At 73.4% G+C, this 26,244-nt stretch carries 26 protein-coding genes; 16 read left to right on the forward strand and 10 right to left on the reverse strand.

The genetic code is table 11. From position 1 onward, the window contains the following. Nucleotides 1–7 precede the first annotated feature (7 nt). On the reverse strand, nucleotides 8–1,609 hold the full coding sequence (locus ACWGKU_RS30180; protein ID WP_452180792.1) for an ABC-F family ATP-binding cassette domain-containing protein: 1,602 nt from the start codon (nucleotides 1,607–1,609) through the stop codon (nucleotides 8–10). A 271-nt stretch (nucleotides 1,610–1,880) separates the two neighbouring features. On the opposite strand from ACWGKU_RS30180, the gene ACWGKU_RS30185 reads away from it, so the two are divergent. After that, a complete protein-coding gene (locus tag ACWGKU_RS30185; RefSeq protein WP_452180791.1) occupies nucleotides 1,881–2,801 on the forward strand; it encodes an ATP-grasp domain-containing protein in 921 nt (306 codons plus the stop codon). A gap of 104 nt (nucleotides 2,802–2,905) precedes the next feature. Here ACWGKU_RS30185 and ACWGKU_RS30190 read toward each other — a convergent pair whose 3' ends face one another. Continuing rightward, a complete protein-coding gene (locus ACWGKU_RS30190; RefSeq protein ID WP_452180790.1) occupies nucleotides 2,906–4,240 on the reverse strand; it encodes an NAD(P)/FAD-dependent oxidoreductase in 1,335 nt (444 codons plus the stop codon). A gap of 540 nt (nucleotides 4,241–4,780) precedes the next feature. Here ACWGKU_RS30190 and ACWGKU_RS30195 point away from each other — a divergent pair. Both ACWGKU_RS30195 and ACWGKU_RS30200 read left to right on the forward strand, forming a co-directional pair. After that, nucleotides 4,781–5,944 carry a magnesium and cobalt transport protein CorA gene (locus ACWGKU_RS30195; protein WP_401056163.1) on the forward strand — a complete coding sequence of 388 codons (1,164 nt, stop codon included), beginning with the start codon at nucleotides 4,781–4,783 and terminating at the stop codon, nucleotides 5,942–5,944. A gap of 214 nt (nucleotides 5,945–6,158) precedes the next feature. Continuing rightward, on the forward strand, nucleotides 6,159–6,320 hold the full coding sequence (locus ACWGKU_RS30200; protein ID WP_452180789.1) for a hypothetical protein: 162 nt from the start codon (nucleotides 6,159–6,161) through the stop codon (nucleotides 6,318–6,320). A 3-nt stretch (nucleotides 6,321–6,323) separates the two neighbouring features. Here ACWGKU_RS30200 and ACWGKU_RS30205 read toward each other — a convergent pair whose 3' ends face one another. Continuing rightward, complete coding sequence (locus ACWGKU_RS30205; RefSeq protein ID WP_452180788.1) at nucleotides 6,324–6,680, reverse strand: hypothetical protein; 357 nt, start codon at nucleotides 6,678–6,680, stop codon at nucleotides 6,324–6,326. A 121-nt stretch (nucleotides 6,681–6,801) separates the two neighbouring features. Here ACWGKU_RS30205 and ACWGKU_RS30210 point away from each other — a divergent pair, with 121 nt between their 5' ends. The 4 genes from ACWGKU_RS30210 to ACWGKU_RS30225 all read left to right on the forward strand — a co-directional run bounded on the left by ACWGKU_RS30210 (nucleotide 6,802) and on the right by ACWGKU_RS30225 (nucleotide 9,668). After that, nucleotides 6,802–7,398: a helix-turn-helix domain-containing protein gene (locus ACWGKU_RS30210; RefSeq protein WP_359900727.1), complete on the forward strand. Its 597-nt coding sequence runs from the start codon at nucleotides 6,802–6,804 to the stop codon at nucleotides 7,396–7,398. A 63-nt stretch (nucleotides 7,399–7,461) separates the two neighbouring features. Beyond that, a complete protein-coding gene (gene lepB, locus ACWGKU_RS30215) occupies nucleotides 7,462–8,451 on the forward strand; it encodes a signal peptidase I (RefSeq protein ID WP_452180787.1) in 990 nt (329 codons plus the stop codon). Between the two features lie 170 nt (nucleotides 8,452–8,621). Continuing rightward, nucleotides 8,622–8,915, forward strand: coding sequence for a hypothetical protein (locus tag ACWGKU_RS30220; protein WP_359900733.1), 294 nt, complete (start codon nucleotides 8,622–8,624; stop codon nucleotides 8,913–8,915). A 93-nt stretch (nucleotides 8,916–9,008) separates the two neighbouring features. Beyond that, nucleotides 9,009–9,668: a double zinc ribbon domain-containing protein gene (locus tag ACWGKU_RS30225; protein ID WP_401052789.1), complete on the forward strand. Its 660-nt coding sequence runs from the start codon at nucleotides 9,009–9,011 to the stop codon at nucleotides 9,666–9,668. An 82-nt stretch (nucleotides 9,669–9,750) separates the two neighbouring features. On the opposite strand, the gene ACWGKU_RS30230 is transcribed toward ACWGKU_RS30225, so the two are convergent. After that, nucleotides 9,751–11,409, reverse strand: coding sequence for an LCP family protein (locus ACWGKU_RS30230; RefSeq protein ID WP_452180786.1), 1,659 nt, complete (start codon nucleotides 11,407–11,409; stop codon nucleotides 9,751–9,753). 224 nt (nucleotides 11,410–11,633) lie between these two features. On the opposite strand from ACWGKU_RS30230, the gene ACWGKU_RS30235 reads away from it, so the two are divergent. Then, complete coding sequence (locus ACWGKU_RS30235) at nucleotides 11,634–12,041, forward strand: hypothetical protein (protein ID WP_452191643.1); 408 nt, start codon at nucleotides 11,634–11,636, stop codon at nucleotides 12,039–12,041. A gap of 200 nt (nucleotides 12,042–12,241) precedes the next feature. Next, complete coding sequence (locus ACWGKU_RS30240; RefSeq protein WP_452180469.1) at nucleotides 12,242–13,450, forward strand: trans-sulfuration enzyme family protein; 1,209 nt, start codon at nucleotides 12,242–12,244, stop codon at nucleotides 13,448–13,450. Nucleotides 13,451–13,568: 118 nt separating this feature from the next. On the opposite strand, the gene ACWGKU_RS30245 is transcribed toward ACWGKU_RS30240, so the two are convergent. Next, nucleotides 13,569–15,314, reverse strand: coding sequence for a SpoIIE family protein phosphatase (locus ACWGKU_RS30245; RefSeq protein WP_452180470.1), 1,746 nt, complete (start codon nucleotides 15,312–15,314; stop codon nucleotides 13,569–13,571). Between the two features lie 284 nt (nucleotides 15,315–15,598). On the opposite strand from ACWGKU_RS30245, the gene ACWGKU_RS30250 reads away from it, so the two are divergent. Next, nucleotides 15,599–16,822, forward strand: a complete 1,224-nt coding sequence (locus tag ACWGKU_RS30250; protein ID WP_452180471.1) for an ROK family protein — start codon at nucleotides 15,599–15,601, stop codon at nucleotides 16,820–16,822. Between the two features lie 208 nt (nucleotides 16,823–17,030). Further along, nucleotides 17,031–17,552, forward strand: coding sequence for a hypothetical protein (locus ACWGKU_RS30255; protein ID WP_452180472.1), 522 nt, complete (start codon nucleotides 17,031–17,033; stop codon nucleotides 17,550–17,552). A gap of 28 nt (nucleotides 17,553–17,580) precedes the next feature. On the opposite strand, the gene ACWGKU_RS30260 is transcribed toward ACWGKU_RS30255, so the two are convergent. After that, entirely contained in the window at nucleotides 17,581–18,015 is a 435-nt protein-coding gene (locus ACWGKU_RS30260) for a hypothetical protein (protein ID WP_452180485.1), read from the reverse strand. Here ACWGKU_RS30260 and ACWGKU_RS30265 point away from each other — a divergent pair. Further along, nucleotides 17,935–18,204 carry a recombinase family protein gene (locus ACWGKU_RS30265; RefSeq protein WP_452180484.1) on the forward strand — a complete coding sequence of 90 codons (270 nt, stop codon included), beginning with the start codon at nucleotides 17,935–17,937 and terminating at the stop codon, nucleotides 18,202–18,204. The two genes, ACWGKU_RS30260 and ACWGKU_RS30265, sit on opposite strands and share 81 nt — an antisense overlap. After that, on the forward strand, nucleotides 18,201–18,779 hold the full coding sequence (locus ACWGKU_RS30270) for a hypothetical protein (protein WP_452180473.1): 579 nt from the start codon (nucleotides 18,201–18,203) through the stop codon (nucleotides 18,777–18,779). Before ACWGKU_RS30265 ends, ACWGKU_RS30270 begins: the two co-directional genes overlap by 4 nt. A gap of 70 nt (nucleotides 18,780–18,849) precedes the next feature. Here the strand turns inward: ACWGKU_RS30270 and ACWGKU_RS30275 are convergent, their stop codons facing one another. Further along, entirely contained in the window at nucleotides 18,850–19,374 is a 525-nt protein-coding gene (locus tag ACWGKU_RS30275) for an AAA family ATPase (RefSeq protein ID WP_452180474.1), read from the reverse strand. Nucleotides 19,375–19,722: 348 nt separating this feature from the next. On the opposite strand from ACWGKU_RS30275, the gene ACWGKU_RS30280 reads away from it, so the two are divergent. Together ACWGKU_RS30280 and ACWGKU_RS30285 are read left to right on the forward strand one after the other, a co-directional pair. Then, nucleotides 19,723–20,487 (forward strand): DUF317 domain-containing protein, encoded by a 765-nt coding sequence (locus tag ACWGKU_RS30280; protein ID WP_452180475.1) that lies wholly within the window; start codon nucleotides 19,723–19,725, stop codon nucleotides 20,485–20,487. After that, on the forward strand, nucleotides 20,477–20,776 hold the full coding sequence (locus tag ACWGKU_RS30285; protein ID WP_452180476.1) for a hypothetical protein: 300 nt from the start codon (nucleotides 20,477–20,479) through the stop codon (nucleotides 20,774–20,776). Before ACWGKU_RS30280 ends, ACWGKU_RS30285 begins: the two co-directional genes overlap by 11 nt. Nucleotides 20,777–21,377: 601 nt before the next feature. On the opposite strand, the gene ACWGKU_RS30290 is transcribed toward ACWGKU_RS30285, so the two are convergent. The 3 genes from ACWGKU_RS30290 to ACWGKU_RS30300 all read right to left on the reverse strand — a co-directional run bounded on the left by ACWGKU_RS30290 (nucleotide 21,378) and on the right by ACWGKU_RS30300 (nucleotide 24,514). Beyond that, nucleotides 21,378–22,526 carry a hypothetical protein gene (locus tag ACWGKU_RS30290; RefSeq protein ID WP_452180477.1) on the reverse strand — a complete coding sequence of 383 codons (1,149 nt, stop codon included), beginning with the start codon at nucleotides 22,524–22,526 and terminating at the stop codon, nucleotides 21,378–21,380. Nucleotides 22,527–22,898: 372 nt separating this feature from the next. Next, on the reverse strand, nucleotides 22,899–23,903 hold the full coding sequence (locus ACWGKU_RS30295) for a 1-aminocyclopropane-1-carboxylate deaminase/D-cysteine desulfhydrase (protein WP_452180478.1): 1,005 nt from the start codon (nucleotides 23,901–23,903) through the stop codon (nucleotides 22,899–22,901). A 365-nt stretch (nucleotides 23,904–24,268) separates the two neighbouring features. Continuing rightward, a complete protein-coding gene (locus tag ACWGKU_RS30300; protein ID WP_452180479.1) occupies nucleotides 24,269–24,514 on the reverse strand; it encodes a hypothetical protein in 246 nt (81 codons plus the stop codon). 381 nt (nucleotides 24,515–24,895) lie between these two features. On the opposite strand from ACWGKU_RS30300, the gene ACWGKU_RS30305 reads away from it, so the two are divergent. Beyond that, the gene (locus ACWGKU_RS30305) at nucleotides 24,896–26,119 is read left to right on the forward strand and encodes a hypothetical protein (protein WP_452180480.1); all 1,224 of its coding nucleotides are present in this window, start codon (nucleotides 24,896–24,898) and stop codon (nucleotides 26,117–26,119) included. Nucleotides 26,120–26,244 lie beyond the last annotated feature (125 nt).

Raw genomic sequence — 26,244 nt, forward strand, 5'->3', positions numbered from 1 at the left:
CCGGAGCTCAGCACGGTGCGACCAGGTCCAGGTACGCGTCGTGCCAGAGGTCCTCGTCGCCGTCCGGCAGGAGCAGCACGCGGTCGGGCCGGAGGGCCTCGATGGCGCCGGGGTCGTGGGTGACCATCACGATCGCGCCCGGGTAGCTGCCCACCGCCGTCAGGACCTCCGTGCGGGAGGCCGGGTCGAGGTTGTTGGTTGGCTCGTCCAGCAGCAGGACGTTGGCGCCGGAGTGCACCAGGCCGGCCAGGGCGAGCCGGGTCTTCTCACCGCCGGACAGCACCCTGGCCGGCTTGTCGGCGTCGTCTCCCCGGAAGAGGAACGCGCCGAGCACGTGCCGCAGTTCGCCGTCGGTGAGGCCGGGTGCGGCCGCGGCGAGGTTGTCGCGCACGCTGAGTGCCGGGTCGAGGGTGTCGTGCTCCTGGGCGAAGTAGCCGAGTCGCAGACCGGAGCCGGGGACGACGCGGCCGGAGTCCGGTGTCTCCCGGCCGGCCAGGATGCGCAACAGGGTGGTCTTTCCGGCCCCGTTCAGGCCGAGCACGACCAGCCGGCTGCCGCGGTCCACGGCCAGGTCCAGTCCGGGCAGCACCGGCCGGCCGCCGTAGGACTTGGCGAGGCCGATCGCCCCGAGCGGCGTCCGGCCGCACGGGGCGGGCTCGGGCAGCCGGATCCGGGCGGTGCGCTCGGCCTGCCGGACGGGTTCGAGTTCGGCGAGCATCCGGTCGGCCCGGCGGGCCATGCTGCGGGCGGTGGTCGCGGTGGCGACGTTGGCCCGCATCCGGTCGGCCTGCGCGTGCAGGGAGGCGGCCTTGCGTTCGGCGTTGGCCCGCTCCCGGGTGCGACGGCGCTCGTCGGCGGCGCGCTGGGTCAGATAGGTCTCCCAGCCGGTGTTGTGGACGTCGATCGTGGCGCGCTGCGGGTCCAGGTGGAAGACCCGGTTGACGGTCTCCGCGAGCAGGCGCAGGTCGTGGCTGATCAGTACCAGCCCGCCCTGGTGGGCGGCGAGGAAGCCGCGCAGCCAGGCGACGGAGTCGGCGTCCAGGTGGTTGGTCGGCTCGTCCAGCAGCAGGGTGCCGTGGTCGGCGAACAGGATGCGGGCCAGCTCGACCCGGCGGCGCTGGCCGCCGGAGAGCGTGCCGACGGGCGAGCCCATCAGGTGGGTGGGCAGGCCGAGCCCGGCCGCGACCCGGGCCGCCTCGGCCTCGGCGGCGTAGCCGCCGCGGGACTGGAACCCGGCCTCGGCCCGGACGTACGCGTCCATCGCCCGGCGTTCCTCGTCCGGCGACCCGGCGCGGGCCATCGCCGCCTCGGCGGCGCGCAGCGTGCGGACGGCGGTGTCCAGGCCGCGGGCGGACAGGATGCGGTCGGTGACGGTGACCGACGGGTCGGCGGCGCGGGAGTCCTGCGGGAGATAGCCGACGGCTCCGGTTCGGGTGACGCTGCCGGCGGCGGGTGCCAGCTGCCCGGCCAGGGTGGCGAGCAGCGTGGTCTTGCCGGCACCGTTGCGGCCGACCAGGCCGATCCGGTCGCCGGGGGCGATGTGCAGGGTGACGTCGGACAGCAGGAGACGGGCGGCGACGCGCACGTCGACACCACGGGTGGTGATCACGGGATAACGCTCCGAAAAGGCTAGCGAACAGACGGGTGGCGTGGAAGCGGTCCGTCGGCTAGGAAATTCGGGGCGTTGACATGGGGCCACGGTAGCGGGAGGGGTGGACCGGACGCATCCGAATTAACCGGTCGGCGCGGCGTGGTCGGCCGCGGCGGGGCCCCGGGTGCCACTCCGTCCGTCCGGGGCGGTGCGGTTTCGGCCATGCCGGAGGCGGATGGCGCGCGGGGCCTCCTTGTCATGGTCGCGGCGCAATCGCTTGCATGTCCGCATGGGCCGACGCGATCTCGTACTCCTGACCGACCACAGCTCGACCGAAGGCAGCCGGCAGGTGCTCGCCGCCGCCGCGCGGACGCTGACCGGCCGGGAGCCCGTCCAGCTGGACGCCCGGCACTTCATGACCGGCGGCAGCGGTCTGATCGAGGCCGACGACGCGGGCGGAATCCGGCTGGAGGCGGGCGGCCGGGCGGTGACCGCCGACACGGTGATCGTCTACGAGATCCCGCCGCACCGGCGCCGCGCGTTCGAGGGCTGCCAACGGCGGCTGCGCGGCTTCGGCGCCCGCTCGCTCGGCACCGACGCCGAGGCGTGGCGGGCGGCCACCGAGAAGGACGCCACGGTCGCGAGCTTCGTCCGGGACGGCGTGCCGCACATGCCCAGCATCGCGCTCTCCGGGCCGAGCCCGGAGGCCGCCGCCGACGCCTTCGCGGCCCTCGGCGGCGACGTCTGGGCCAGGCCCTGCATCGGGATGGGCGGCGACGACGTCTTCCACCTCACCACCCGCGCGCAGCTCGACGCCGCCGCGCGGCACTACGCCCGGGCGGGCGCGGACTGGTTGATCGCCCGCGACGCCCGGAACGTCCTCCCGGACGGGCGCCGCCACCAGTACCGGGTGGTGGTGCTGCGGGGGCGCGTGGTCCGGGTCGTCGAGCACGTCCAGGCGGACCCGGACGCGCCCTGCAACGAGAGCCGGGGGGCCGTCTCCACGCTGCTCGACTACACCGAACTGCCGGACGGACTCGCGGAGTCGGCCATCGCGGCAGCCGCCTCCACGGGCCTCGACCTCGCCGGGGTGGACCTCGCCGCCGAGAGCGGCGGCGTGGTCTTCGAGGTCAACGTCCACCCCGCCTTCGGCCGGCGCGGCCTGGAACAGGTGGCGCTGCCGTACGTCGCCGCGCACCTCGGCGAGTAGCGCCGGGAGCATCCCGCCGGTGCCCGGAGCGCCCCGCCGGTGCCCGGAGCGCCCCGCCGGTGCCCGGAGCGCCCCGCCGGTGCCCGGAACGCCCCGGCTCCGCTTCAGGCCCGCAGGACCGCCGCGAGCACCGACGGCCGGAACAGCGCCAACGGTGGCGCCACCAGCGACATCACCTCGTGGAACACCGCGGTGACCGCCGTGTCCGAGGTGCTGGCCGCCAGCACCTTGTCGAAGAAGCTGTGCTGGAGCCCGATCAGGGCGCCGGAGGGCGCGCCGGTGGTGGCGGGGAAACGGGCGTCCTCGGCGCAGGAGATCACCCAGGGGATCTTGGACGCCACGGCGACGGCGCGCCGTGCGGCCCGGGCGGTGGAGTGTCCGATGCCGCCGTGGCGCTTCGCGGTGCGGCGGAGCTCCCGGGCGCAGAACAGTGCGACGGTGACGCCCTGCCCGTACACCGGGTTGAAGGTGCTCGCGGCGTCGCCGACCACCACCAGCCCGTCCGGGCAGCTGCGCTCGTAGTGTCGGCGCACGCCCGGGCCGGGGTGGAAGCCGCGGACCTCGCCCGCGGGTTCGGCGTCCCGCAGCATCTCGTGCAGGAGCGGGTCGCGCAGCAAACGCAGGTGTTCGGTGAAGCCCTCCTCGCCGGCCGCCGGCTCGGCGCCGCGCATCCCGGCGAGGCTGACGATCCAGCGGTCGCCCTCGACCGGCAGCAGCACGCCCATGCGCTGCGCGTCCGGCGCCTTGGTCTGGAGGTAGGCCGCCCGGCCGACGGTCTCGGACCCGTCCGGGCGGTGGAACATCCGGGAGACGTACGCGACGCCCGCGTCCACCCGCTCCTCGGGCACCGGCGGGCAGCCCAGCTCGGCGAGCCACTTCGGCACCGAGGTCGACCGGCCCGTCGCGTCCACCACCAACTCGGCGGGTATCTCCCGGACTTCGCTGCGCTCCTGACCGCGCTCGCGGACCTTCACCCCGGTCACCGTGGTCGCCGTGCCGAGCAGTCCGATCGCGTCCGTGCCCTCCAGGAACTCGATCGCGGGATGGGCGCGGACCCGGTCCAGCACGAACGAGTCCAGCAGCGACCGGGTGCAGGAGAGGAAGCCCACCTGCGCGGGGTACTCGGCCAGCCACCCGGCGGAGCAGAGCCACTTGACGTCCGAGGCGGCCACCCGCTGCGCGCCCGCGGCCGCCAGCTCCTGTTTGATGCCGGGCATCATCTCCTCCAGCAGCCGGTGCCCGGCCTCCAGCACCAGGTGCGCGTGCCGGCCCTGCGGCACCCCCGCCCGGAACTCCGCCCCCGCCGGGTACCGGTCCCGCTCCACCACCACGATCCGCTCGGCGAACCCGCGCAGCGCCCACGCGGCCGCCATTCCCGCGAGCCCGCCGCCGATCACCACTGCCGTACCCCGCCCCGGGGCCCTCTCCGAAGAAGTCATGACACGTAGCGTAGTGGCGTGCTCGCCTCCCCGTGATCACTTCGCTGCCGACGAACAGCCCTGCCCAGTGGGGCCGTTGACGGCGCACGGCGGCACCGGACGGTCCGTGGGGCGTGCGTGGGGCGTGCGCGGGGGTGGCAGGCGCGGGCGGCGGACACGGTCCGGGGGCGCAGGCCACGGCGGGCCCCGGCCGGAGCCCCGGCCGGGGCCTCGGCCGTAACCCCGGTCGGGGCCCGGGTCGTGCGGGTACTAGACTCGACGGGATTGTGCTGGCGCCCCTCCTGGTGCGCAGGCGCGCGGAGGCGAGGAGGTGAGGGCCGTGGAGTGCAGTAGTACGGGTCGAAGTCGGCCCCGCCCCCGGTTGTCCCGCACCACTCGCGGCCCCCGGCACACCTCCTCCCGTACGGCTCCCGCGCGGCACTGACCTCGTCCTCCCGGCGAGGCGCCGCCGGTCGCGCCGTGCGCGTGGCGGCCGGCCGGGCGCCTCCGGTCCGCCGTGTCCCCTTGCGGCGGCCGGGCATCCACCGTGGAGGTTCCGCCATGTCCGACTGGCGTGTGCGCGCCGTGCGCGCGAGCAAGCGTCCGTTCTCCCGTTCCGTCGTCCGGCCCACGGACACCCAGCCCGCGCCCGAGCACTCGATGGACCCCCGGCCCGACCAGCCCGTCGAGCCGGTGACGCTGGAACGCTCCGTGGTGGACGCGGCCGTCTACCGGGACGGCCGCCGGACGGAGGCGCCCACCGACCTCGCCGACATCTACCGCACGCTGCCCGACCGGCCCGGCACGATGGCCTGGATCGGCCTCTTCCGCCCCGCCGAGGCGCAACTGCTGGAGGCCGCCGACCGGTTCGGCCTGCACGAGCTGGCCGTCGAGGACGCCATCGTCGCCCATCAGCGGCCGAAGCTGGAGCGCTACGGCGACACCCTGTTCGTGGTGCTGCGCGCCGCCCGCTACCTGGACGAGGCGGAGGAGGTCGACTTCGGCGAGATCCACCTCTTCGTCGGTCCCGACTTCGTGCTCACCGTCCGGCACTCCCAGGCCCCGGACCTGTCGGCGGTGCGGCGCCGGCTGGAGGCCGACCCGGAGCTGCTGGCGCTCGGCCCGGAAGCGGTGCTGTACGCGGTGCTGGACGCCGTGGTCGACGGCTACGCGCCGGTGATCGCCGGCCTCCAGCACGACATCGACGAGATCGAGACCGAGGTGTTCGGCGGCGACCCGCAGGTCTCCCGCCGCATCTACGAGCTCTCCCGCGAGGTGATCGAGTTCCAGCGGGCCACCCGCCCGCTGCTGGAGATCATGAAGAGCCTGGAGGCGGGCTTCGGCAAGTACGGCACCGACGACGAGCTCCAGCGCTACCTGCGCGACGTCGCCGACCACGCCACCTACGCCGCCGAGCGGGTGGACGGCTTCCGGCAGATGCTCCAGAACATCCTGACCGTCAACGCGACACTGGTCTCGCAGCGGCAGAACGAGGAGATGAAGCAGCTCGCCGAGGCGGGGCACGCGCAGAACGACGAGATCAAGAAGATCTCCTCCTGGGCGGCCATCCTCTTCGCGCCGACACTGATCGGCACGGTGTACGGGATGAACTTCGAGACGATGCCGGAGCTCAAGTGGGTCTTCGGCTACCCGTTCGCGATCGGGCTGATGGCGCTGGTGTGCACCGGGTTGTACCTGGTGTTCAAGAAGCGGGACTGGCTGTAGGCCGGAGCCCCGGGCCCCGCTGACCCGGGCCCCGCTGACCCGGGCCCCGCTGACCCGGGCCCCGCGCCCCCGGGGCCCGGGGCCGCTTCTGTGCGTGGACCCCGCACTCCGCTTTCCTCACCGGACGGTGACAACTCGGCCTCGTTCCAAGGACGTTCGGTGCCGACGCGGGATCGGAGGGGGACCCTTCCCCGGGAGCGGGGAGGGGGTCCGGATGCGGGCGATCGCGGGGATGATGACGGCGGCCGTGGTGATGGGGTTGCTGCTGGGCGGGGCGGTGAGCATGCTGCTGTTCGCCTTCACGGACTGGTTCGACCCGATCGCGCGGTGGGTGCACGTGCACGGCTTCTTCCTCTGGGCCCACGGCACACCCTAGACATCAGCCGGGCAGCAGTCGCTCGTACTCGGCCTCCGGATCCAGTTGGCGCCGGTACTCGACGTGCAGCCGGACGGTGCCGTCCGTTCCGGCCAGGCGGTCGAGCGGGCCGGCGCCGGCCGGGAGCGGGTGGGGCTGCGGCCACTGCTGTGCGAGGACGGCCAGCGGGGTGCCGTCGGCGGCGCGGACCACCCAGGTGGCGCGGCCGCCGTCGATCAGCGGGAGCCGGGGCCGGGGGAGGCCGAGGGCGGTGAGCGCCGCCGGGGTGTCCAGGTGGTCGGGGAGGGTGAGGGTCTCGGCGTGCGGGGCGTCGGCGTCGTCGCCGGCCGCGACGCTGTCCCGGGTGAGGAGGATGCGCATGGCGGGAGGATAGGCCGGAGCCGCGGGCGAGCGCCCGGGGTGTGACCCGCAGGGGTGGCGGCGGGGCCTCACCCGTGTGCCGGATTGACAAGGGGCATTGCCGTACCGGCAAATAGCAGGCATGGCCGACGAAGACTTCGAGAACGTCCTCACCACGGTGGGCCCGCGGCTGCGGGCGCTGCGGCGGGAGCGCGGCACCACGCTCGCCAAACTGGCCGCCGTCACCGGCATCTCGCTCAGCACGCTGTCCCGGCTGGAGTCCGGGCAGCGCAAGCCGACGCTGGAGCTGCTGCTGCCGCTGGCCCGGGAGTACCGGGTGCCGCTGGACGAACTGGTCGGCGCTCCGGCCACCGGCGACCCGCGGATCCACCCGCGCCCGGTGACCAGGAACGGCCAGACCATCGTCCCGCTCACCCGCCACCTGGGCGGCCTGCACGCGTACAAGCACATCGTGCCGCCGGGCCGGAACGCCGGACCCGAGCTGGAGCTGAAGGTCCACGAGGGGTACGAGTGGCTGTACGTGCTGTCCGGACGGCTGCGGCTGGTCCTCGGCACCCACGACCTGGTGCTGACGGCCGGTGAGGCCGCCGAGTTCGACACCCGCACCCCGCACGCCTTCGGCAACGCGGGGCAGCAGCCGGTGGAGTTCCTCAGCCTGTTCGGGCCGCAGGGGGAGCGCATCCACGTCAGGGCGCGCCCGGGAACCTCTGTTCGGTAGGTTCGTTCCTGACAGGGGGTCTTCCTACCGGCTCCCGCCAGGCCATCGGGAGGGGCCGAGGAAATGACTGTGCAGCAGAGCGCGGAGTCCGGCGAGAGCGGCGGAGCCGGGGAGCGTGCGGAGGCCGGGGACGGCCGGCCGGAGCCGGGGACGGGCAGCGCGGTGGCGGAGGGTGCGGACGCGGGCGCCGGTGCTCCCGGCGGGATCGGCGCACCCGGGAGCGCGGGTGCTCCCGGGGCGGCCGACGAGGAGGCCGAGCGCCCCCGGAAGAAGCGCCCGTTCTGGCAGGAGCTGCCGATCCTGCTGGTGGTCGCGCTGCTGCTCTCGCTCGGCATCAAGACCTTCTTCGTACAGGCCTTCTCCATCCCCTCCGGTTCGATGGAGCAGACCCTCGCGATCGGCGACCGGGTGCTGGTCGACAAGTTCACCCCGTGGTTCGGTGCCAAGCCCGAGCGCGGCGAGGTGGTGGTGTTCCGCGATCCGGGCGGCTGGCTGGAGGGCACGCCGACGGTCTCGGGCGACTCCGTGATGGGGACCGTCCAGAAGGCGCTCAGCACCGTCGGCCTGATGCCCTCGGCGGACGAGAAGGACCTGATCAAGCGGGTGATCGCGGTCGGCGGTGACACCGTCGAGTGCGAGGCGGGCTCGCCGCTGAGGGTGAACGGCGTGGCGCTGGACGAGCCGTACCTGTTCCCGGGTGCGACGCCCTGCGACAACGACCCGGTCGGCACCGTCACCGTGCCCAAGGACAAGCTGTGGGTGATGGGCGACCACCGCAACAACTCGCGGGACTCCCGGTGGCACCACAACGAGACCGGCGACGGCTTCGTGCCGGTGGACAACGTGGTCGGCCGGGCCTTCGTGGTCGCCTGGCCGTTGTCCGACTGGTCCACGCTGCCGGTCCCGGACACCTTCGACAAGGTGCCGGCCGGGGCGGCGGGCACGGCCGGCGCGCCGTTCGAGACGCCGCCGGCGCCGGAGGCCGCCGCACTGGCCGGCATGGTGCCGCTCGCCCTGTGGCAGCGGCGGCGCTCGGCGCGGAAGGACCGCTGAGGCCGGCTCGCCTTCCCGGAACCCGGTCGACCGGCTTCGATCGGCTTCGACGGAACTCCTCCCACCGACATCTACACGCCTGTAGAGTTCAGGAGGTGAGCTGAACGCCCGGCCGCCGGCCGCCCCGAGCGGGGCGCCCGCCGGCCGGGTCCGGGTCGGGAGGCGGAGCCGTGATGGAGAATCAGTGCAGCCCCGGGGACGCCGGAGGTCCGGCGGGGCCGGAACCGGCGGGAACGGATCAGGCAGGACCGGAAACGGCGGCCCGGGACGTCCGCTGGGTCTACCAGCCGGTCGAGGTGGACCTCGGGGACGGTGGCTGGGCGCTCGGCCGGATCAGCGCGTGGTGGCAGGACGCGGCCGGGCAGCGCTGGTGCCGGCTGCGCATCGGCCGCGGCGGACAGCCCGCGCTCTGGCAGCCGTTCGACCCGGCGCGGGTGCTGCTGCTGCCGGTGTCCGGGCTCTGAGCAGGCCGGTCGGACATTCCGGTGGAACCGTTCGGCGGGCCCCGTCGTCCCTGGGATCGACCGCCGACAGGCCACTTAGCGACCGGGGACGACGTGACTTCGGAGATTTACTTCAGCAGCAACTACCGCGACCTGTGCGAGCAGCACGGCACCGGCGCGGGCTTCCAGTTCGAGTTCTCCTGCTACCGCTGCTCGGACACCTGGCGTTCGGCGTTCGAGCCGTTCCGGACCGGTCAGATGGCGGGCTGGATAGGCAAGGGCGTCAGCGCGGCCTGGAACCTCATCGGCGGCAACGCCAACACCATCAGCAACGCCGCCGACGGTCTGGCCGGCCAGACCTGGGGCACCTCGCGGGACGCGGCCTTCCAACGGGCCATCACCAACGCCCAGTCCCATTTCAACCGGTGCGCCCGGTGCACCCATTACGTCTGCGGCCGCTGCTTCGACCCGGCCCAGGGTCTGTGCCACACCTGTGCCCCGGACACCGCGGCCGAGGCGGTGGCGGCGCAGCACCGCGGCCTCAACGACACGGTCACCGAGCGCGCGTACAAGTCCGGTCAGCAGTCCGGGGCCGAGTTCGACGTCAACGCGCCGCGTCAGCTGGTCTGCCCGCAGTGCCACACCGAGACCCACGGCACGCCGTTCTGCCCCGGCTGCGGCTTCCGACTGGCGCAGCCCGTCCAGTGCCCGAGCTGCCACAAGGACGTCCCGGACGGCGCCGCGTTCTGTCCGTCCTGCGGGACGAGACGCTGACACCTCGTCCGCAGGGCGGCGGGGCGCCCCCGGAGCGACGGGCCGGAGGCGCCCCGCCGTCGTGTGCGCGGGACGGACCGGCTCAGCCGTACGAGAGGTTGGCGCAGGGATCGTCGTCGGCCGAGCGGGCGGCGCCGCTGACGCTGGTGGGCAGCGGGGCCGGGGCGGTGGGGGCGCCGCCGGGGGCCGCGGTGGCGGGGCCGGCGGGGTTGGCGGCGGCGAAGTCGTGGCCGAGGACGACGCTGACGCCCCGGCCGCCGGGCTGCACGGTCGAGCCGGGGAACAGCTTGGCGACCGCCTCGGCGGCGGTGCGCTCGCCGGTGCCGTACTCGACGACGGTGGTGCTGCGCGGCTTGCCGACCGCGTTGCCGACGCCGGCGACGGTGTAGCCGGCGCCCTTGACGGTCTCCGCGGCCCGGCCGCCGAGCCCGGACTCGCCGGTGCTGTTGAGCACGGAGACCTTCACCTCGGCGGCCTTGGCGTCCGGGGCCGGGGTCGGCGCGGGCGCGGCCTCGGCGGCGGGTGGGGCGGAGGGGGTGGCGGCGTCGGCCGGGGCGCTCGCGTCCTGGCCGTCGATGGTGCGGTCGGCCTTGAGCGCGGCCCACAGCTGGTCCACGTCGGGGTGCACCAGGGCGACCCGGGGGCCCTCGTAGCGCCAGGGCACGGTGAGGAACTTGATGTCGTGCAGGTTCACGTCCTTGAGTTCCATGGCGAAGGAGAGCAGCTTGGCGGCCGAGCCGAGGCCGGGGTCGACGGTCAGTGACCTGGTGGCCGCGTCGGCCAGCGGCAGCAGCGTGGTCGGGTCCATGCCGCGGGACTTGACCTCCTTGATGAGGGAGGACATGAAGGCCTGCTGGCGCTTGGTGCGGCCGATGTCGGAGCCGTCGCCGATGCCGTGTCGGACCCGGACGTAGTCCAGCGCGGCCTGGCCCTCGACCTTCTGTTTGCCCTTGGGGAAGAGCAGCTTCCCCTTGTGGCCGAGGTTGGGGTTGAGGTCCCCCTCGTGGATGTCGTTCGGCAGGCAGACCTCGACGCCGCCGACCGCCTTGGTCATCGCGGCGAAGCCGTTGAAGTCGACCACGATGGTGTGGTCGACGCGCAGGTTGGTCAGCTTCTCGACGGCGTTCTGGGTGCAGGCCGGGTTGCCCTGGTCGCTGTCGCCGACCGAGAAGGCGCTGTTGAACATGACATTGGTCTGCTCCTTGGTCCACTTGCCGTTGGGGAGCTTGCACGACGGAATGGTGACCAGGGAGTCGCGGGGGATGGAGATGCCGACGGCGTGCTTGTGGTCGGCGTAGACGTGCAGCAGGATCGCCGTGTCCGAGCGGGCGCCGCCGTCCCCGCCGCCGCCCAGGTCGCTGTTGCCGTTGCCGCGGCTGTCCGAGCCGATCATCAGCACGTTGACCGGGGTGCGGCCCTGGGCGTCCGGGGTCGCGGCCTCCGGGCGGTCCTTGCTGAGGGCGTCGCCGTCGAAGGTGTTGATGTTGCTGTTCAGCCGGTAGTAGAGGCCGGCGCCGCCGAGGACGGCGAGCGCGGTGCAGCCGGCGGTCGCCCAGAGCACCTTCTCCTTGGTGCTGCGCTTGGGCTTCTTGCGCGCCCGGGCCGCTGAACGGCCGTCCGATATGCTCGCACTGTCCGGGTTCCGGTCGTTCTTCTGGCCGGTTCTCCGGCCGGTGGCCCGGCGTCCGCCCGCCCGGTGCGGCGAATTCTCGGCTTCGGGGGAACCCTTTCGGCCAGACACGTCGTCATCCTCCACAGTTGCCACGCGAGCCCCCGTCGAAAGCGGCGGGTTCGCGTGGCCCGGGGCCGGAGCCGATCCGGGCGTGACCCGTCGCTAAACTTTTACACCGCTGTAGAACTTCAGTGGAGCATACTAGGCGCGGATGGGAAAACCAGCTGGTCAGACCATGAGAAATTGGTCAGAGCGGCTGTTCCGCGCTGCTCCGGACCCGTACGAGGAGCACGATGACTGATCGGATAGCACGTTCGATAGCCGGCGCCCTGGTGGCCCTGCTGGCCGCCGCCGGCCTCACCGCCGCGGCCTCGGGCGCGGCGGCGGTCGCCGCACCCCGAACCGTCGCGGCCGCCGCCGCGCATCCGGGGGCCCCCGGGGGTGCCGCCGCCGCGGACGGCGGCGCGCAGATCGGCACGGAGGCGCGCGCCGCCTCCGCGGTCGCCGCCACCTCCGCCACCTCCTCCGCCGCCGACGTCGCGCACCTCGCGGCCAAGGAGGAGAAGAAGAAGAAAAAGGGCTTCTTCGCCAAACTGGGCAAGTTCCTGCTGGTCGTGGTCATCCTGCTGATCCTGCTCGTCATCCTGCTGATCGTCGGGATCGTCTACGCCGCCAAGCGGATCTTCAGCCGCCGCAAGTAGCCGCGCACCGCCACCGTCGGTCGTGCACCGGTCGTGCACCGGCCGCTTACCGGCCGAGTACACCGTGCAGCGCGCACGGCCGCGACCCGGGCGTTCGCCGCCGCCCGCCGGGCGGTGGAGCCGGAACGACCGCCCGGGGCGGGCCACTTGACGCCGATTGGCCCTGGCCGGGGTGCCGGGGCCGCCCGAGGATGGGCGCCATGAGCGACTTCCACACCCACGAGAGCCCCGAAGGGCTGCGCCCCGAGAGCCGGGTCGTCCACCCGCCGCTCGCCGAGGTCACCGGCAGCCGTCCGCTCGGCGTCCCGCTGCACCAGGGCCACCTGTTCGCCTTCGACACCGGCGACGCACTCGCCGGGGCCCACGACGGACCGGACGGCGCCTTCCTCTACAACCGCTTCGGCAACCCCACCGTCCGCTCGCTGGAGCAGGCCGTCGCCGGACTGGAGGGCGGCACCGGAGCCCTCGCCACCGCCTCCGGCATGGGTGCGATCAACACCGCGCTGCTCTCCCTGCTGCGCGCCGGCGACCACGTGATCGCCCAGCGCAGCCTGTACGGCGGCACCGTCGGCGCGCTGACCGACCTCACCGAGCGCTGGGGCGTCGAGGTCGACCACGTGAGCGGCGACGACCCCGCCGGGGTGGCGGCCGCGCTGCGGCCCCGCACCCGGGTGCTGCTCCTGGAGACCGTCTCCAACCCCACCACCCGGGTCACCGACCTGCCCGGGCTGATCGCCGTCGCCCGGCACGCCGGGGTGGTGAGCGTGGTGGACAACACCTTCGCGACCCCGCTGCTGTGCCGCCCGATCGAGCACGGCGCGGACATCGTGATCCACTCCGTGACCAAGTACCTGGGCGGGCACTCGGACGTGCTCGGCGGGGTCGCCGTCTTCGCCGACCCGGAGCTGCACCGGCGGGTCTGGCGGCGCTCGCTCGAACTCGGCGCCTCCGCCGACCCGTTCGCCGCCTGGCTGACCCTGCGCGGCATGCAGACCCTCGCCCTGCGGGTCCGCCGCCAGTGCGAGACCGCGCTCGACCTGGCCGGCCGGCTCGCCGCCCACCCCGCGGTCACCGCCGTCCACTACCCGGGCCTGCCCACCCACCCCGACCACGACCTCGCCCGCCGGCTGCTGCCCGACGGCCACGGCGGCGTCCTGGCCTTCGACCTGGCCGGGGGCCGGAAGGCGGCCGGCAGGTTCACCGAGTCCGTCCGGCTCGCCTCGCTGGCACCGTCCCTGGGCGACGTGCACACCCTGGTGCTCCACCCGGCCAGCACCTCCCACCGGCAGCTGTCGGACGAGGAACTGGCGGCGGTGGGCATCGGGCCGGGGACGGTGCGGCTGTCGGTGGGCATCGAGCACCCGGAGGACATCTGGGCGGACGTCGCGCGGGCGCTGGCGAAGGTGTGAGCCCGAGCGCTGCGGCCGCCGGCGCGGGTGAGTGCGGCCCGGCCCGGGCCCCGTGCTCGACGTCCGGGGCGCCGCCCGGGGCCGGAGCGCGGTGGAGGTGGGGCCGCCCCGCGGCCCGTCAGCGCTGCCGGGGCCGGGCCACCAGGAGCGCGATGTCGTCCTCGGCGGCCGGGGCCGGCGGCGGGGCGAGGGAGCGCAGGACGGCGTCGAGCAGGCCGTCGAGGTCTCCGGCGGCGGGCAGCCGCAGCGCCGCGAGCCGCTCCAGCGAGACGTCGATGTCCTCGCCCCGGCGCTCGACCAGGCCGTCGGTGTAGAGCAGCAGGGCCTGCTCCGGCAGGAGCGGGTGGGCGGTCTGCTCGTAGCCGCCGAGACCGGTGCCGAGCGGCGGGCCGGTGGGGACGCGCAGCAGCTCGGTCGGCTGGCCGGGGGTGATCAGGGCGGGCGGCAGGTGGCCCGCGCTGGAGAGGGTCCAGCGGCCGCGGCCCGGGTCGGCGAGGGCCAGTAGGCAGGTGGCCGGGCGGGCGGAGTCGTCGGCGGAGATGATGTTGTCGAGCTGACGCAGGATCCGGTGCGGGGGCAGGTCCATTCCGGCGAGGTCGCGCAGTGCCGAGCGGTAGTGGCTCATGTCGACGGCGGCCTCGACGCCGTGCCCCATGACGTCGCCCATGGCGAGCAGGGTGCGCCCGAACGGCAGTCGGACCGTCTCGAACCAGTCGCCGCCGACCACCGAGGCGCTCCCGGAGGGCAGGTAGCGGGAGGCGAGGACGAGGTTCTGGTGCGGGTTGCCGGGTTCGCTCAGCAGCGCCCGCTGGAGTTCGAGGGCGATGTCCTGGGAGCGGGCGAAGCGCCGGGCGTTGTCGAGGGCGGTGGCGGCGCGGGCGGCGAGGTCGCCGAGCAGGGCGGCCTCGTCGGGGGTGAAGGCCGGGCCGGCGGCGGTGCGGCCGAGGGTGAGCAGCCCGATCAGGCGGCCCCGGGCGGCCAGCGGCAGGACCAGCAGCGAGGCCGTCCCCGCCGGACAGCTGTCCTCGGGGCCGGGCTCGGTGAGCACGGCGACACCGCCGGCCAGGCTGCGGGCGGCGGCCGAGCCCTCCCGGTGGCGGATCGATTCTCCGGACCGGGGCAGCTCGGCGAGGGCGGCGGCCAGCGCGGGCACGGACCGGGCGCCGGCGCGGCGCAGCCGCTGGGGCGTGCCGTGGCCGGCCCGGGCGGGTTCGGCCTCGGGCGGCAGCAGGTCCACGACGGCGAGTTCGGCGAGCCGGGGCACGGCGAACGCGGCGAGCTCCGCGCCGGTGGTGGCGATGTCGAGGGTGGTGCCGATCCGTTCGGTGGCGGCGTCCAGCAGAGCGAGCCGGGCCCTGGCCCGTTCCAGCTCGCGCAGTTGGTCGCGGGCGGGGTCGGGGTCGTCCAGGACGACGACGACCACTCCGGTGGTCCGCCCGGAGCGTCGCAGTGCCCGGTAGCGCACCCGCAGGCCGGGCGGCACGGGGGCGCCCGCACCGTCCGGGCCTCCGGTGGCGTGCTCGCGGGCGAGGCCGTCGGCGAGCACCCGGCGCAGGATGCCGAGGGCCCCGGCGAAGGCGGTGGTCCCGGCGGCCCGGCCGAGCAGGTCCGCGCGGCGCAGCCCGGTGGCGGTGGTGAACGCCGCGTTCAGGTACTGCCAGCGCAGGCGCTCGTCGAGCAGCGCGACGCCGACGGGGGCGGCGGCCAGGACCTCGCGGAGCCGCTCCGGATCGTCGCCGCCGCTGTCACCGCCGGTGATCGCGCCGAGCCGGGCGGCGAGGGCCGCCGCGGTCGCCGCCAGGGACCGGGTGTCCGGTGTCGCGGGCCGCGGACCCTCTGCTCGGTTGCCGTGCCGGAAGTGCATACGCCCATGATCACGCGCCCGCGCGCGGCACGCCCACAGGTGGGTGAAACGTTGACCGGCCGGAGACGGTGCTGTAACGGAACGCTCGGACGGCTGCGGGGCCGACCGCGCGGACATCCGCGCCGCCGTACGGATACGGCAGGCGAACGCCGGATGATCTCCGGTCATACTTGGGCGGCGGCGCCCGACCCCGGACGCCGCGGGCCGGGCCGGGCCCACCCGGCGGTACCGACCCGGCCGTACCGCCCCGGCCCGCGCCCGAAGACCCAGACCGGAGGAACCCGATGAGCCCCCACCAGCCGACCAGTCGCCCGGCGGCCGGGGCCCCCGGGGTGCCGTGGAACCGGCAGCGGCTGCGCAGCAACAACGAGTGGCTCCTGCTGGAGCTGCTGCGCACGGGCGGCGGCTCCTCGCGCGCCCAGCTGGCCCGGGACACCGGGCTGTCCAAGCCGACGGTCTCGGCCGCCCTGGCCGAGCTGGAGCGGGCGGGCCTGGTCCGGGAGGCCGGGCGACTGGCCCCCGAGCGGGGCCGCACCGCCGTGCTGTACGAGGTCGACCCGACGGCCGGGCACGTGCTCGGCGTGGACATCGGCCGGGCCCGGCTGCGGGTGGCGGTGGCCGACCTGGCCGGGACGGTGATCGCCCGCCGGGACGTCGCCAACCGGGGCCGCTCGGCGAACGCCGTCGCGCACGCCGTGGTCGCCGCCGCGCACGAGGCGATCGCCGAGGCGGGCCTGGCCGCCGGGGACATCGTGCACGCGGTGATCGGCACCCCGGGGGTGTGGGACGAGCAGCGGCGCGGGGTGCGCTACGCCAGCAGCCTGCCCGGCTGGGGCAGGCCGGGACTGTTCGACCGGATAGGGGAGGGCCTGGGAACGGCCGTCTCGGTGGCCAACGACGCCAACCTGGCGGCGCTCGGCGAGTACACCCTGGGTGCCGGCCGGGGCAGCCGGATGTTCGCGTACCTCCTGGTCGGCACCGGCCTCGGGCTGGGCGTGGTGAAGGACGGCGAGCTGCTGCTCGGCGCGCACGGCGCGCTGGGCGAGATCGGCCTGGTCCCGCTGCCCGGGCGGTCCGGCGAGCCGGGCGCGACCATCGAGCAGGACGCCGCCGCGGACGCCGTGGTGCGTGCCGCCCGGGACTTCGGGCTGGACGGGGAGTCCGGCGCGCGGCAGCTGACGGCGAAGCAGGTGTTCGAGCGGGCCCGGGCCGGGGAGCCCGCGGCGGTCCGGGCGGTGGAGCGGGAGGCCGAGCGGCTCGCCTACGCGGTGGCCGTGCTGTCGGCCGTCCTGGACCCGGACCTGGTGGTGCTGGGCGGCGGGATCGGCAGCAGCGCCGACCTGCTCCTGGAACCGCTGGAGCAGGCCCTGCACCGGCTCGCCCCGATGCGTCCGACGCTCGCGCCGAGCCTGCTGGGGGAGGAGGCGGTGCTCCTCGGCGCGGTCTCCACGGCGCTGGAGACCGCCCGCCCCGAGGTGTTCGAGCGCCGGACGGCGGGGCTGCGCTGACGGTCGATCGGCGGGGCCGGCCGGGCGGCCGCGGCGTTCGGCCGGGTTGTCCGGCTGCTGTCTTCGGCTGCCGTGTTTCGCCCGTTGCGCTCGGCCGGTGGCCGGAAGGTCTCGATCTGCCAACGAGTGGGGGTTCGGTGGACGGTGCGTGTGCGGTTCCTGCTTGAATCGCACGACTCATCCATACGGAACGGAGCGTTCTCCTCCCATGCCTTCACGGATAGCCGGTCGCCGTCGGGCCGGCCTGGCCGGATTCGCCGGACTCGTCCTCACCGTCGGTCTGGCACTGACCGGGTGCGACCCGTCGGCGGCCGACGGCGGTGCCACGGCCTCGGCCACACCGACCGTCGCCACCACCACGACCGCGGTGACCACCCCGCCGGCGGCGCCCGCCGCCCCGGCCCCGGTCAGCAGCCCGCCGGCCCAGCCGGCCCCCGCGGCGCCGGTGGCCACGCCCCCGCCGGTCGCGCCTCCGGCCCAGCCGAGCGCCCCCGCGCAGCCACCCGCCACCAAGGCGCCGCAGCCGAAGGTGACCACCGCCCAGCCGCCGACCGACCCGGAGCCTCCGGCGGCGGCCGGCGCCGGGTGCGACATCCGCTCGGCCGCGGGCAACTGCTACGAGGCCGGGCAGTTCTGCCGCACCGCGGACCTGGGCAGGAGCACCCACGAGGCCGGCGGCCGGGTGATCTACTGCCGGATGGTCAGCGGGAAGCCGCACTGGCAGGCCTGAGGCCCCGCGGGCCCGGGGCGATCCGGGCTCAGGCGCCGATGACGCCCAGGATGTCCCAGACCAGGTGCTCGTAGGCCTGGAGCAGCAGCCCGTACTCGTGTGCGGCGGCCAGGGTCGGCCCGTCCAGTCGATCCGGGCCCAGGGCGTCGGCGGCCTGCTGCTCCAGCTCGGGCGCGGGCTGGGCGAAGAAGTCGAAGAACGCGCAGGCCTCGTCGGAGAAGCCGTACCGGCTGCGCAGCGCCTGCGCGATGGTGGCGCAGTAGCCGCCCCAGAGCGCGTAGTCAGGTGTCCACCTCTGGATGCGGACGCGCTCCGCTAATCGGAGTGTGGGGCCATGGCGAGCAGAGTGAGGTACCTGGATCTTCTCGTTCGGAAGTCCCAGGTGGTCCGGGGAACCACCACGCGAGACATCCTGTCGTTGAAGTCGCAGGAGAGCCAGGGGCGGGCCTGGGGCAAGCGGCACGGTTACACGATCCGCCGCGTCTTCCGCGAGAACCTGTCCGCTTACAAGGCCGGGGTCAAGCGTCCGGATTTCGACGAGGCGGTACAGGCGCTTCTCGACGGCGAGTCGGACTGCTTGTGGGTCTATGACTCGTCGCGGTACAGCCGCAAGGGTGCAGGTGACGTGCTTAGGATTCTGGAGCCGGCGTGATCGCTGTCGCCTCCGGCACCACCACGGCCGACCAGGACTTCACCAGTGGCCAGGACCTCGGGGCCGACGAGCAGCCCGGATCTGACCATCAGGACGTCCGGCGCGACCGGAAGCGGGGCATCGAGCGTGGCGACGGCGCGCGGATTCCACGTCGCGATCCCCCACGCCCCACAAGACCAGGCCGCCGCCGCTTCGGCCAGGACACCGCAGGCGGCGGCCAACTGCTCCTCGCCTCGTTCACCGGCCGTGAGCGAGGCTTCCGGGTTGTGCAGGCCGCCTTGGTGTCGGTCAGCCTGGTAGCCGATACCGATGTGGGGATCGCTGCGGAGCAACTCGCCTCAGTCGTAGGAGAGTTCAGTGCCTTCCCGTTCGGGGAGCCAAAGGACATGGCGATGCTTCGTCAGATTCATACGAAACTCGACGCTGCACAACGGGAGTTCGTCACCGCCGCCAGGCGATCGATCCACGCGTCAGACGCGAAGCAAGTCCCCTGGCGTTTGGGTGGTCCGCCACCCTGGGGTGAGATTGAACAGATCCATCAGCGAGACAACGACGTCGGTCGCGTCATCCCCTGAACCACATTGGGTTCGGAGCGTCACGGGACATGCACAAAGGGCCCTTCCCAAACCATGTCGGGCCGAACAGTCACGCGAACGACGGCCACCGGCAGGCGGCCCACTCCCGCCAGCCCGCCCAGCCGGCGGGCGGGCCGGCGACCTCGCCGCCTCCCAACTCCGCCGCGTCGGGCTCCTCGAAGTGCGCCCGGCCATCCTGGATGTCGGCCTCGGTCATCGGGAACGTCTCCTCGGGGGTAGTCGCCCAGCGATGGGCGATCCGGGCGCGCTGGGTCGCATCGTCCACCGGCAGGTAGAGCATGCGGAAGGACGCGCCCTCGGCCTGCGCCAGCCACCGGATCGCAGACCGTTCGTCACGGGACCAACAGCCGTAGTCCACCACAACGTTGGTGCCCAGCCTGACCGCCTCCAAGGCGAGCCAGAGCATGCGCCCCTCCAACACGTCGCGCTTCCCGTTCGCCTCCGCCTCACGGAACAGGGGAATCATCCAGTCGTCGGGTGTCAGGCGCAGCGCGCCGTGCTCATCGGCGAGCTGCCGAGCCCTCGTGGTCTTTCCGGCCCCTGGCAGGCCGACCATCAGGAACAACGTGGTCACACCCAGATGGTGGCAGGGAGGCCGGGCAGGCGACCACCGCTTTATCTGCCTGATGCCGGTCAGACCGCCCGCCCCACGACCCGAACAGCGGCTCAACGTGATGCGTCACGTGGTCCGCCCGGACAGAACCTGGCCGAAGGAATACTCCCCATGCTCAAAAACCCCACTGCACCAGTTGAGGAACGCCTCGCCGAGGCCAAGCGCACCGCTGCCGACGACCAGGACCCGGCGTAGCCACCCGAGGCCCCTGACGGCCTCGACCGCCTGCCCGGCCGATTCGGCAGAACCCGGCCCGGCGGCCCCGGAGCACCCCGGGGCCGCCCCACCACCCGATGGAGCCACCACCCGATGACGCACACCGACCCATCCCACGCCCACGACATGCCGATGGCGGTCTTCCCGGGCTACCTCGCCGGCCCCGGCGAGGACCTCGACACGCTCTTCGCCTTCACCAGGGGGCGAGACGACTGGCTGCTGACCGTGGAGGACAACAACCTGGTCGCCTGCCACGAGAGCGCGACCGGGATCGTGATCCTCGACCGGGCCGAGGACAGCACCCACCCCCGGTGGACCGTCGCCTCCGGCCGCGGCCGGCCGAGCGGCCTCGCCTGGCACGCCACGTTCGACGCGGCCACACCGGCCGAAGTGGTCATGGCCGCGGCCCGCCGCCTCGCCCACGGCACGGGCCAGCCCACCCACGCCGAACGCGAACAGCACCTGTGGAGCCACACCTGCCACGCCGACACCTTCCAGGCCCTCCACACGGAGGCAGCCCGCGCCCGCTGGAGCGCCGGCACCCGGTGCTGCACCCCCACCCTCGACGCGCCCGACGGCACCGCCACCCTGCGGATCCACCGCGCCGCCGAGGGCCACGGCGACGCCCGCGACCTCGCCTACACGCTCACCGCCGGCGCCCGCGGCCACGAGGCAACCTGGCGGACGGCCGAGTTCAGCCGCACCGTGCCGACCAGCGTCACCATGGTCACCCTGCGCACCGTCACCGACCCCGGCCGCTACACCCGCCGGGCCTCCCGGATCCCGATGCTCCACCGCGGGTCCCTGCGCACCCACCCGGTGGCCCGACGATGCCCGGAGCCCGCCCTTGGCCGATGACCAGCCCGGCCACAGCACCGCCCAGGGCGAGCAGCACGTCGTGGCGCGCCCCGGCTACCTCGCCGGGCCGGGCCACTCGGACACCGCCAACGCGGCCTTCGAGGCCTTCCTCGCCGAACACCAGGGCTGGTCCCGGCACTCCTGTGACGGCGGAGACACCAGCGTCGCCGTCAGCGACTGCCTCACCGGCCGGATCCGGATCGACCACGAGCCGGGCGACCGCAACTCGCGCTGGATGGTAGCCGGATACGAATCCGCGGTCGGCGAGCGGCAGCCGCAGTGGCGGTAGACGCGGCCGCGCTTGGCTGAGGAGCGCATGGCGATCACTTCATCGAGCTGGGGAACGGCCTGTATCCCACCAGTCGCCCTGGAGCGGTCCCCGGGACCACCATGCGACCACCAAGGGGCCTGGAGATGCTCTGACCCGGGCTGATCCCTTGACGTGTGCTCAAGTCACCTGCGGCTCCGTTGAGCGGCTCGCAGCCTTGTGGATCATGCCCAGCGGTCCGATTCTTGCGCGCAGCGTCACTACAGGCGATGGGTTGACTGCTCTGGGGTGTGAGGTGGTCTGGGCGTGGCGCTGGCGGTGGTTCGGGCTGGGGTCGGCTGCGAGCTATGGTGATTGCTCTGAGTAATATCGGGCCGATCGGGGGGCGGGTGTCGATTGGCTGGGCGGGCTACCGCTCGATAGCCGTCAGGTTGAGTGTCGTCGCGCTGAGTTGCCGAAGGGGCTGGATGGCTGACGCGCAGCCCGTCGCGCTCTGTGATTGCTGACGCGGTTGTGCCGAGCCGTCGGGTGGGCTCGGAGCTGCTTGTCACGGGGTGGAGTCGACGCTGGCGCGTCGGTTGGTCCGGGTGTGAGCGCCGTCGGCTGCCGGGTGGATGCGGTGTCAGACGAGTCGGTCGCGGTTGTCTGCGGCGATGGCGCGGACGAGTGCGGCGAATTGGGCGCGGCTGTGGTGCTGGTGCCGTTCGGCTGTCTCGTCGTCCGATTCTTCCTCGTCGTCGTCCCGATCCTCGTCCTCGGCGTATTCCTGGTGGAGGAGCCAGCAGCCGTTGATGCCGGTGAGGAGGTCTTCGAGGAGGTCGCGGGCGGGGCGTCGTGGGTCCAGCGGGGTGAGGCGGATGCCGGTGAGCACGTCGTCCGCCTCCTCCGAATCGTCGTCGGCGTACTCGGTGATCACCTCCTCGGCCTCCTCCAACTGCTCGCGGAGAGCGGCCGGGTCGGGCAGCACGCCGTCCCCGATCCGCATGGCGTGGCGCACGAGCCCGGTGACCGCGTCGTAGGGGGACACACCGGCCTCAAGGAGTTCCAGGACGAGCGTGGGTGTCGCGTGGGGGAGTGCCTCGATGTTGTCCGCCTCCCGGATCACCTCGGTGGGCGCGTACCCGGACGCCTCCGAGACGGCTTCGGCTGCGGCGTAGAGCCAGTGGGCGGCTGCTACGGCCGCTGCGGTGGGGTCGATGTCGGAGTAGAGCGCGGCCGGGCCGAACGGGTTCTCCTGGAGCAGTTGGTCGGCGGCGGCGACCTGGACGGGGGAGGCGCCTTCGCGGCTGAGCAGCACGGCCTGCTGCGCCCGTCCGGTGAGGTTGCCGAGCTCGGCGCCTTCGACGGCGGCCAGCTCCACCGTGGTCTCGGCGCGAATCGCCTCGGTCAACTCGGGGTTGTCCAGGGCGATGAGGGCGCGGCCGACGCGGTGCGCGTTCTCCAGCACCGGGCTGTACTCGACGATCACCGAGCCGCCCTGGGGAAGGTTCGGCGTGGTCACGGCTGCGGCGACCCCGGCGAACGCCTTGCGTTCCTCTTCCCGACGCCAGCCCTCGCTGTTCACCTCCAATGAGTCGGCGGCGCCGGCCGGGTGGGTGTAGGCGCGCCAGACCGCCGCCGACAGTTGGGTAAGGGCCGCAGTCAGGCGGGACAGCGCGGCGAGATCCGTGCCGGCCGGGACGGTGGCGATCCGTGAGGCAAGGTCGCCTTGGCCGGTTCCCCAGGTGGCGATGAGTTCGTGTCGAGCAGGGTCGACGCAGTAGCGGGTCATGACGGACCACCTCCAGCTCGACTACGTCCTATCACCTGTGATCGGCGGGGTGGGCGCGGACACGGGTTTCCATCCGAAGAGGGGGTCGGAGGGCCCGCGCGGTGTGTGCCGATTGATGTGCGGGGCCGCGTCGGCGGCGGGGCGGCGGGGCGGCGGGGCCGGCGCTTGCCTGCCGTTGCCGTTCACCGGCGAGATGATCACGTGAACATGCAGCCGGTGAGAGCCTGGATCGCCACTTCTCGCGGTGATCCTGGGACGTAACCGGTTCGGATGACTCCTTGGGCGATCCGTTCCCTGCCGGGGCATCGTCACCGATGCTTGCCGGATCGGCCGGCGCCCCGTACTCGCGGGCGTTGGTCGGTCTGATGCCTTCTATCTGGGGCCGAAGGTGTTGAGGAAGAGCACCGGCTCGGCGCCGAAGCGCCCGGAGGCGTCGAGGTCGAGGAGCGCCGCGAGGGCCTTGGCGGTGTAGGTGTGTTCGAGTGCCAGCCCCGCGTCGGAGGCGGCGCGGTTGAGTGCTGCGGTGGCTTCGGCAGTTGGGTGGGCATAGCCGGGACCGAGCCAGCCGCGGTCGAGGCGGATGTCGTCCGAGCTGAGGCCGAGTGGGGGCAGGGCGGCGCCCCGATTGCGGAGCAGCGCCTCGGACTTGCGGGCCAGCGCGTTGAGCACTGTGCTGTCCAGGCGCAGGGTGTCGTTGACGACGATCCCGAGGACGCGGGTGCGCAGGCCGGCCAACCGCAGCCCCAGGGCCAGGCCGGCGGCGGTGCCTCCCGAGCCGACCGCGGTCACGACCCAGCCGGGCTCGGGCAGCAGCCCGTTCGACACCTGCGCGGCCAGCTCCAGTGCGGTTTCGACGTACCCGAGCGTGCCGAGCGGCGAGGATCCGCCGGCCGGGAGGAAGTATGGGAGGGTGGGGCCTCGCATCGAGGAATGGCGTGCGAAGAGCCAGGGGGCGGCGAGGATCAGGCGGGTCTTGGTGTGTAGGAAGTGCAAGGTGGCGCCGGATGCACGAAGGCGCCGGAGCTGGGCCCGGGTGTGACCGTCGACCGGATGGTCGATCAGGGCGAGGGCGACGGTGAGGCCCTGTTCGGGGGCGTAGAGTGCCGCTGCCAGGCCCCAGTTGGTTCCGAGACCGCCGACGGTGAGGAGCGTCCGGGCACCGCGCCGGTGGGCTTCGGGTAGTAGCCATTCCAGCTTGCGGACTTTGTTGCCGCCCCATCCGCCGTGCCCGTAGCCGCTCTCGTCCTTCAGCCAGAGCGGAGACTGGCAGCCGAGCCCGGCCAGAGGCCGCACCGGCGTCGGCACGTCGCCCAGCGGGAGGTGCGGCAGCGACTCGGCCAGTTCAGGCCAACGCTGGTGCAGCAGCGGACGCGTCATACGACCGACGATACGGGAGCAGCGGCCCGCCGAGGAGGGTGATCAAGTCGGCCACGCCACGTTCGCCGGCAGCGTTGACCACCGGCAGCGTTGACCAACTGCGGGGTGAACGCGCCGATGACGCTTCTCAGCCCGGTGATGTCGAGGTCGAACCGACCCAGCCCGGATCCACCGCTCCGCTTCTGAGGTGACCGTGTCGGTGTTCGGGCGGCGATGACCGGTGGGAGCGCGTGTGGCATCCGCTGGTCTGTCCAGCTCTTCCACAGGCTCTCCGGTCGGCCCTCGCGGGCGGGGTGGGTGGGTGGGTTCGGTCAGCGGGTCGTCGGTGCGTGGGCGGCATCGAAGAACGTGGTGAAGGCGTCGCGTCAGTGCCACTGCATCGGCAAACGTATCGTCAGACGCCATGCCGAGCGCGCAATCCGGGCCGGGATATTGACCAGGTGGGCACGGAGGGTGGCAGTCGTGGCCCTGGCGTGGAAGGTCCCGGCGAGCGTGCCGGCGGCCCGAAGCAGGTTGAACGCGATCGCCCACAGGGCCGGCCAGGCGGCGTTGGCCTGGAAGTTCCCGGAGGGCAGGTGGGCCGGCGCGCCGGACTTGCCGTCCGCGATCACCTGCTCGACGACCGTGTGCTGCCAGGTGCTGGAGCTCGGTCTGGAGCGTGGTGAAGGGGCTGTCGGTGAAGACGGGGCGGTAGCGCCGGGCTGTGAACAACTCGCCCTGACCGGCGGCGGATTCAGCGCTCAGCCGGGGGCGCGGCGCACGATGAGGAGGGCGGTGACCTGCTCGGCTTTCCGACGTGAGAGACGGTCACATAGCGGATTCCCGCTGACGTGTGGAGTATGTCGAGTTCCTGTCATGCCGGATTCGGACAGTGCGGACGACTGTCTCCGGAAGTGGTTCTCCACGCAGTCTTGCCGACGGCACGGCCGACCGCCTCTTCCACCCGACAGGGCGAGCAGGCGTGTCGGCTCCGTTATGCAGAAGGAGTTCTCGTGAAGAAGACGCTCGCCTGGGCCGTCACCGTTGTCACCGCGGCCACCTGCGCCCTCGGCGCCTCCCTGCCGGCAGCGGCCGCGGACGGCACGACGGCCACCGCCGGCGCCGCGGCCTCCGCCTACGGGCTCGACACCTCCTCGCTCAACCCGCACCAGAAGGACCTCGTCGACAAGATCCTGGCCGCGATGCCGGCCGGCTGGCAGGAGCGGGCCGCCGCCACCGCCGCCGAGTTCGGCGTGGACGACACCCCGTGGGCGAACATCCTCGACGGCGTCATCAACCCGGGCGACTACCAGTGCAGCAACACGGCGCTGACGGCCTACGCGAGGGACACGCTCAAGGACGCCGACCCGGTCTTCAGGTTTGTCCTGGGAATGCTCGGGGTGGGGACCCTCGCCATGTACGACGCGATGCTGACCGCCGACGACCCCAAGTCCACCACCTTCGGCGTCAACGGCGAGTACACCAACCAGCTGAGGTCCGAGGGGAAGGACCTCAAGAAGTTCTGGGACATCGACTCCGACGACATCCAGATCGTGCCGATGCACGGCGGTGACGTCTTCTCCTCCCCGGAGCGGCTGGCCCGCGCCCTGTACATGCAGGTTCCCATCGGCAGCGTCGAGGGCAAGCTCCCCGTGGCCCGGTGGCTCATCGAGCTCATCAACTCGGAGCCCGCCCTCAAGGGCGGCACCAACCCGTACTTCACCTTCAACGCGATCGCCTACACCGAGAAGGGCAGCTCGCACCCGCGGGGCCTCTCCGACCACATCGTCGTGGGCGACGGCATCCTGCAGGGCATGGCAGCCGTCGGCCTGGGCGACACCGCTCCGCGTACCATCCTCGCCCATGAGTTCGGCCACCACGTGCAGTTCGAGGACAACCTGATCTCCAACACCGCACTGACCGGGCCGGAGGCCAGCCGCCGCGTCGAGATGATGGCGGACGCGTTCGGCACGTACTTCCTCACCCACTCGCGCGGCGAGGCCCTCAACACCAAGCGGTTGCTGGCCTCCGAGCAGTCCTACTACCAGGTCGGCGACTGCGGCTTCCGCAGCTACGGGCACCACGGCACGCCCAACCAGCGCCTCGCGGCGTCCGCGTGGGCCGCGAGCGTCGTCAACGACGCCGCCGACCAGGGCCACATCCTGCCCTCGCTGAAGCTCGGCGGACTCTTCGACGCGAAGCTGCCCGACCTCGTGAAGCCGGACGCGACGAACTGAGGACGTACCCGGGTACGCGGTCCGGCGCCGGTGCGGGCCCCGCCCCGGCGCCGCCGCGCCACCGCCGCGCCCCCCGGCCGCGGCCCTGCGGGGGCAGCGCGACGCGACCCACCCACCGCCGCGGC

The sequence above is a fragment of the Kitasatospora sp. NPDC054768 genome (genome assembly GCF_053612025.1).

Bases quoted from the DNA above. Each gene is read 5' to 3' on its own strand.
- ACWGKU_RS30190 (WP_452180790.1), bottom strand. From the start codon at position 4,240: ATGACTTCTTCGGAGAGGGCCCCGGGGCGGGGTACGGCAGTGGTGATC.
- ACWGKU_RS30210 (WP_359900727.1), top strand. From the start codon at position 6,802: ATGGCCGACGAAGACTTCGAGAACGTCCTCACCACGGTGGGCCCGCGG.
- ACWGKU_RS30240 (WP_452180469.1), top strand. From the start codon at position 12,242: ATGAGCGACTTCCACACCCACGAGAGCCCCGAAGGGCTGCGCCCCGAG.
- ACWGKU_RS30255 (WP_452180472.1), top strand. From the start codon at position 17,031: ATGCCTTCACGGATAGCCGGTCGCCGTCGGGCCGGCCTGGCCGGATTC.
- ACWGKU_RS30185 (WP_452180791.1), top strand. From the start codon at position 1,881: ATGGGCCGACGCGATCTCGTACTCCTGACCGACCACAGCTCGACCGAA.
- ACWGKU_RS30195 (WP_401056163.1), top strand. From the start codon at position 4,781: ATGTCCGACTGGCGTGTGCGCGCCGTGCGCGCGAGCAAGCGTCCGTTC.
- ACWGKU_RS30250 (WP_452180471.1), top strand. From the start codon at position 15,599: ATGAGCCCCCACCAGCCGACCAGTCGCCCGGCGGCCGGGGCCCCCGGG.
- lepB (WP_452180787.1), top strand. From the start codon at position 7,462: ATGACTGTGCAGCAGAGCGCGGAGTCCGGCGAGAGCGGCGGAGCCGGG.
- ACWGKU_RS30245 (WP_452180470.1), bottom strand. From the start codon at position 15,314: ATGCACTTCCGGCACGGCAACCGAGCAGAGGGTCCGCGGCCCGCGACA.
- ACWGKU_RS30205 (WP_452180788.1), bottom strand. From the start codon at position 6,680: ATGCGCATCCTCCTCACCCGGGACAGCGTCGCGGCCGGCGACGACGCC.
- ACWGKU_RS30290 (WP_452180477.1), bottom strand. From the start codon at position 22,526: ATGACCCGCTACTGCGTCGACCCTGCTCGACACGAACTCATCGCCACC.
- ACWGKU_RS30295 (WP_452180478.1), bottom strand. From the start codon at position 23,903: ATGACGCGTCCGCTGCTGCACCAGCGTTGGCCTGAACTGGCCGAGTCG.
- ACWGKU_RS30280 (WP_452180475.1), top strand. From the start codon at position 19,723: ATGACGCACACCGACCCATCCCACGCCCACGACATGCCGATGGCGGTC.
- ACWGKU_RS30200 (WP_452180789.1), top strand. From the start codon at position 6,159: ATGCGGGCGATCGCGGGGATGATGACGGCGGCCGTGGTGATGGGGTTG.
- ACWGKU_RS30235 (WP_452191643.1), top strand. From the start codon at position 11,634: ATGACTGATCGGATAGCACGTTCGATAGCCGGCGCCCTGGTGGCCCTG.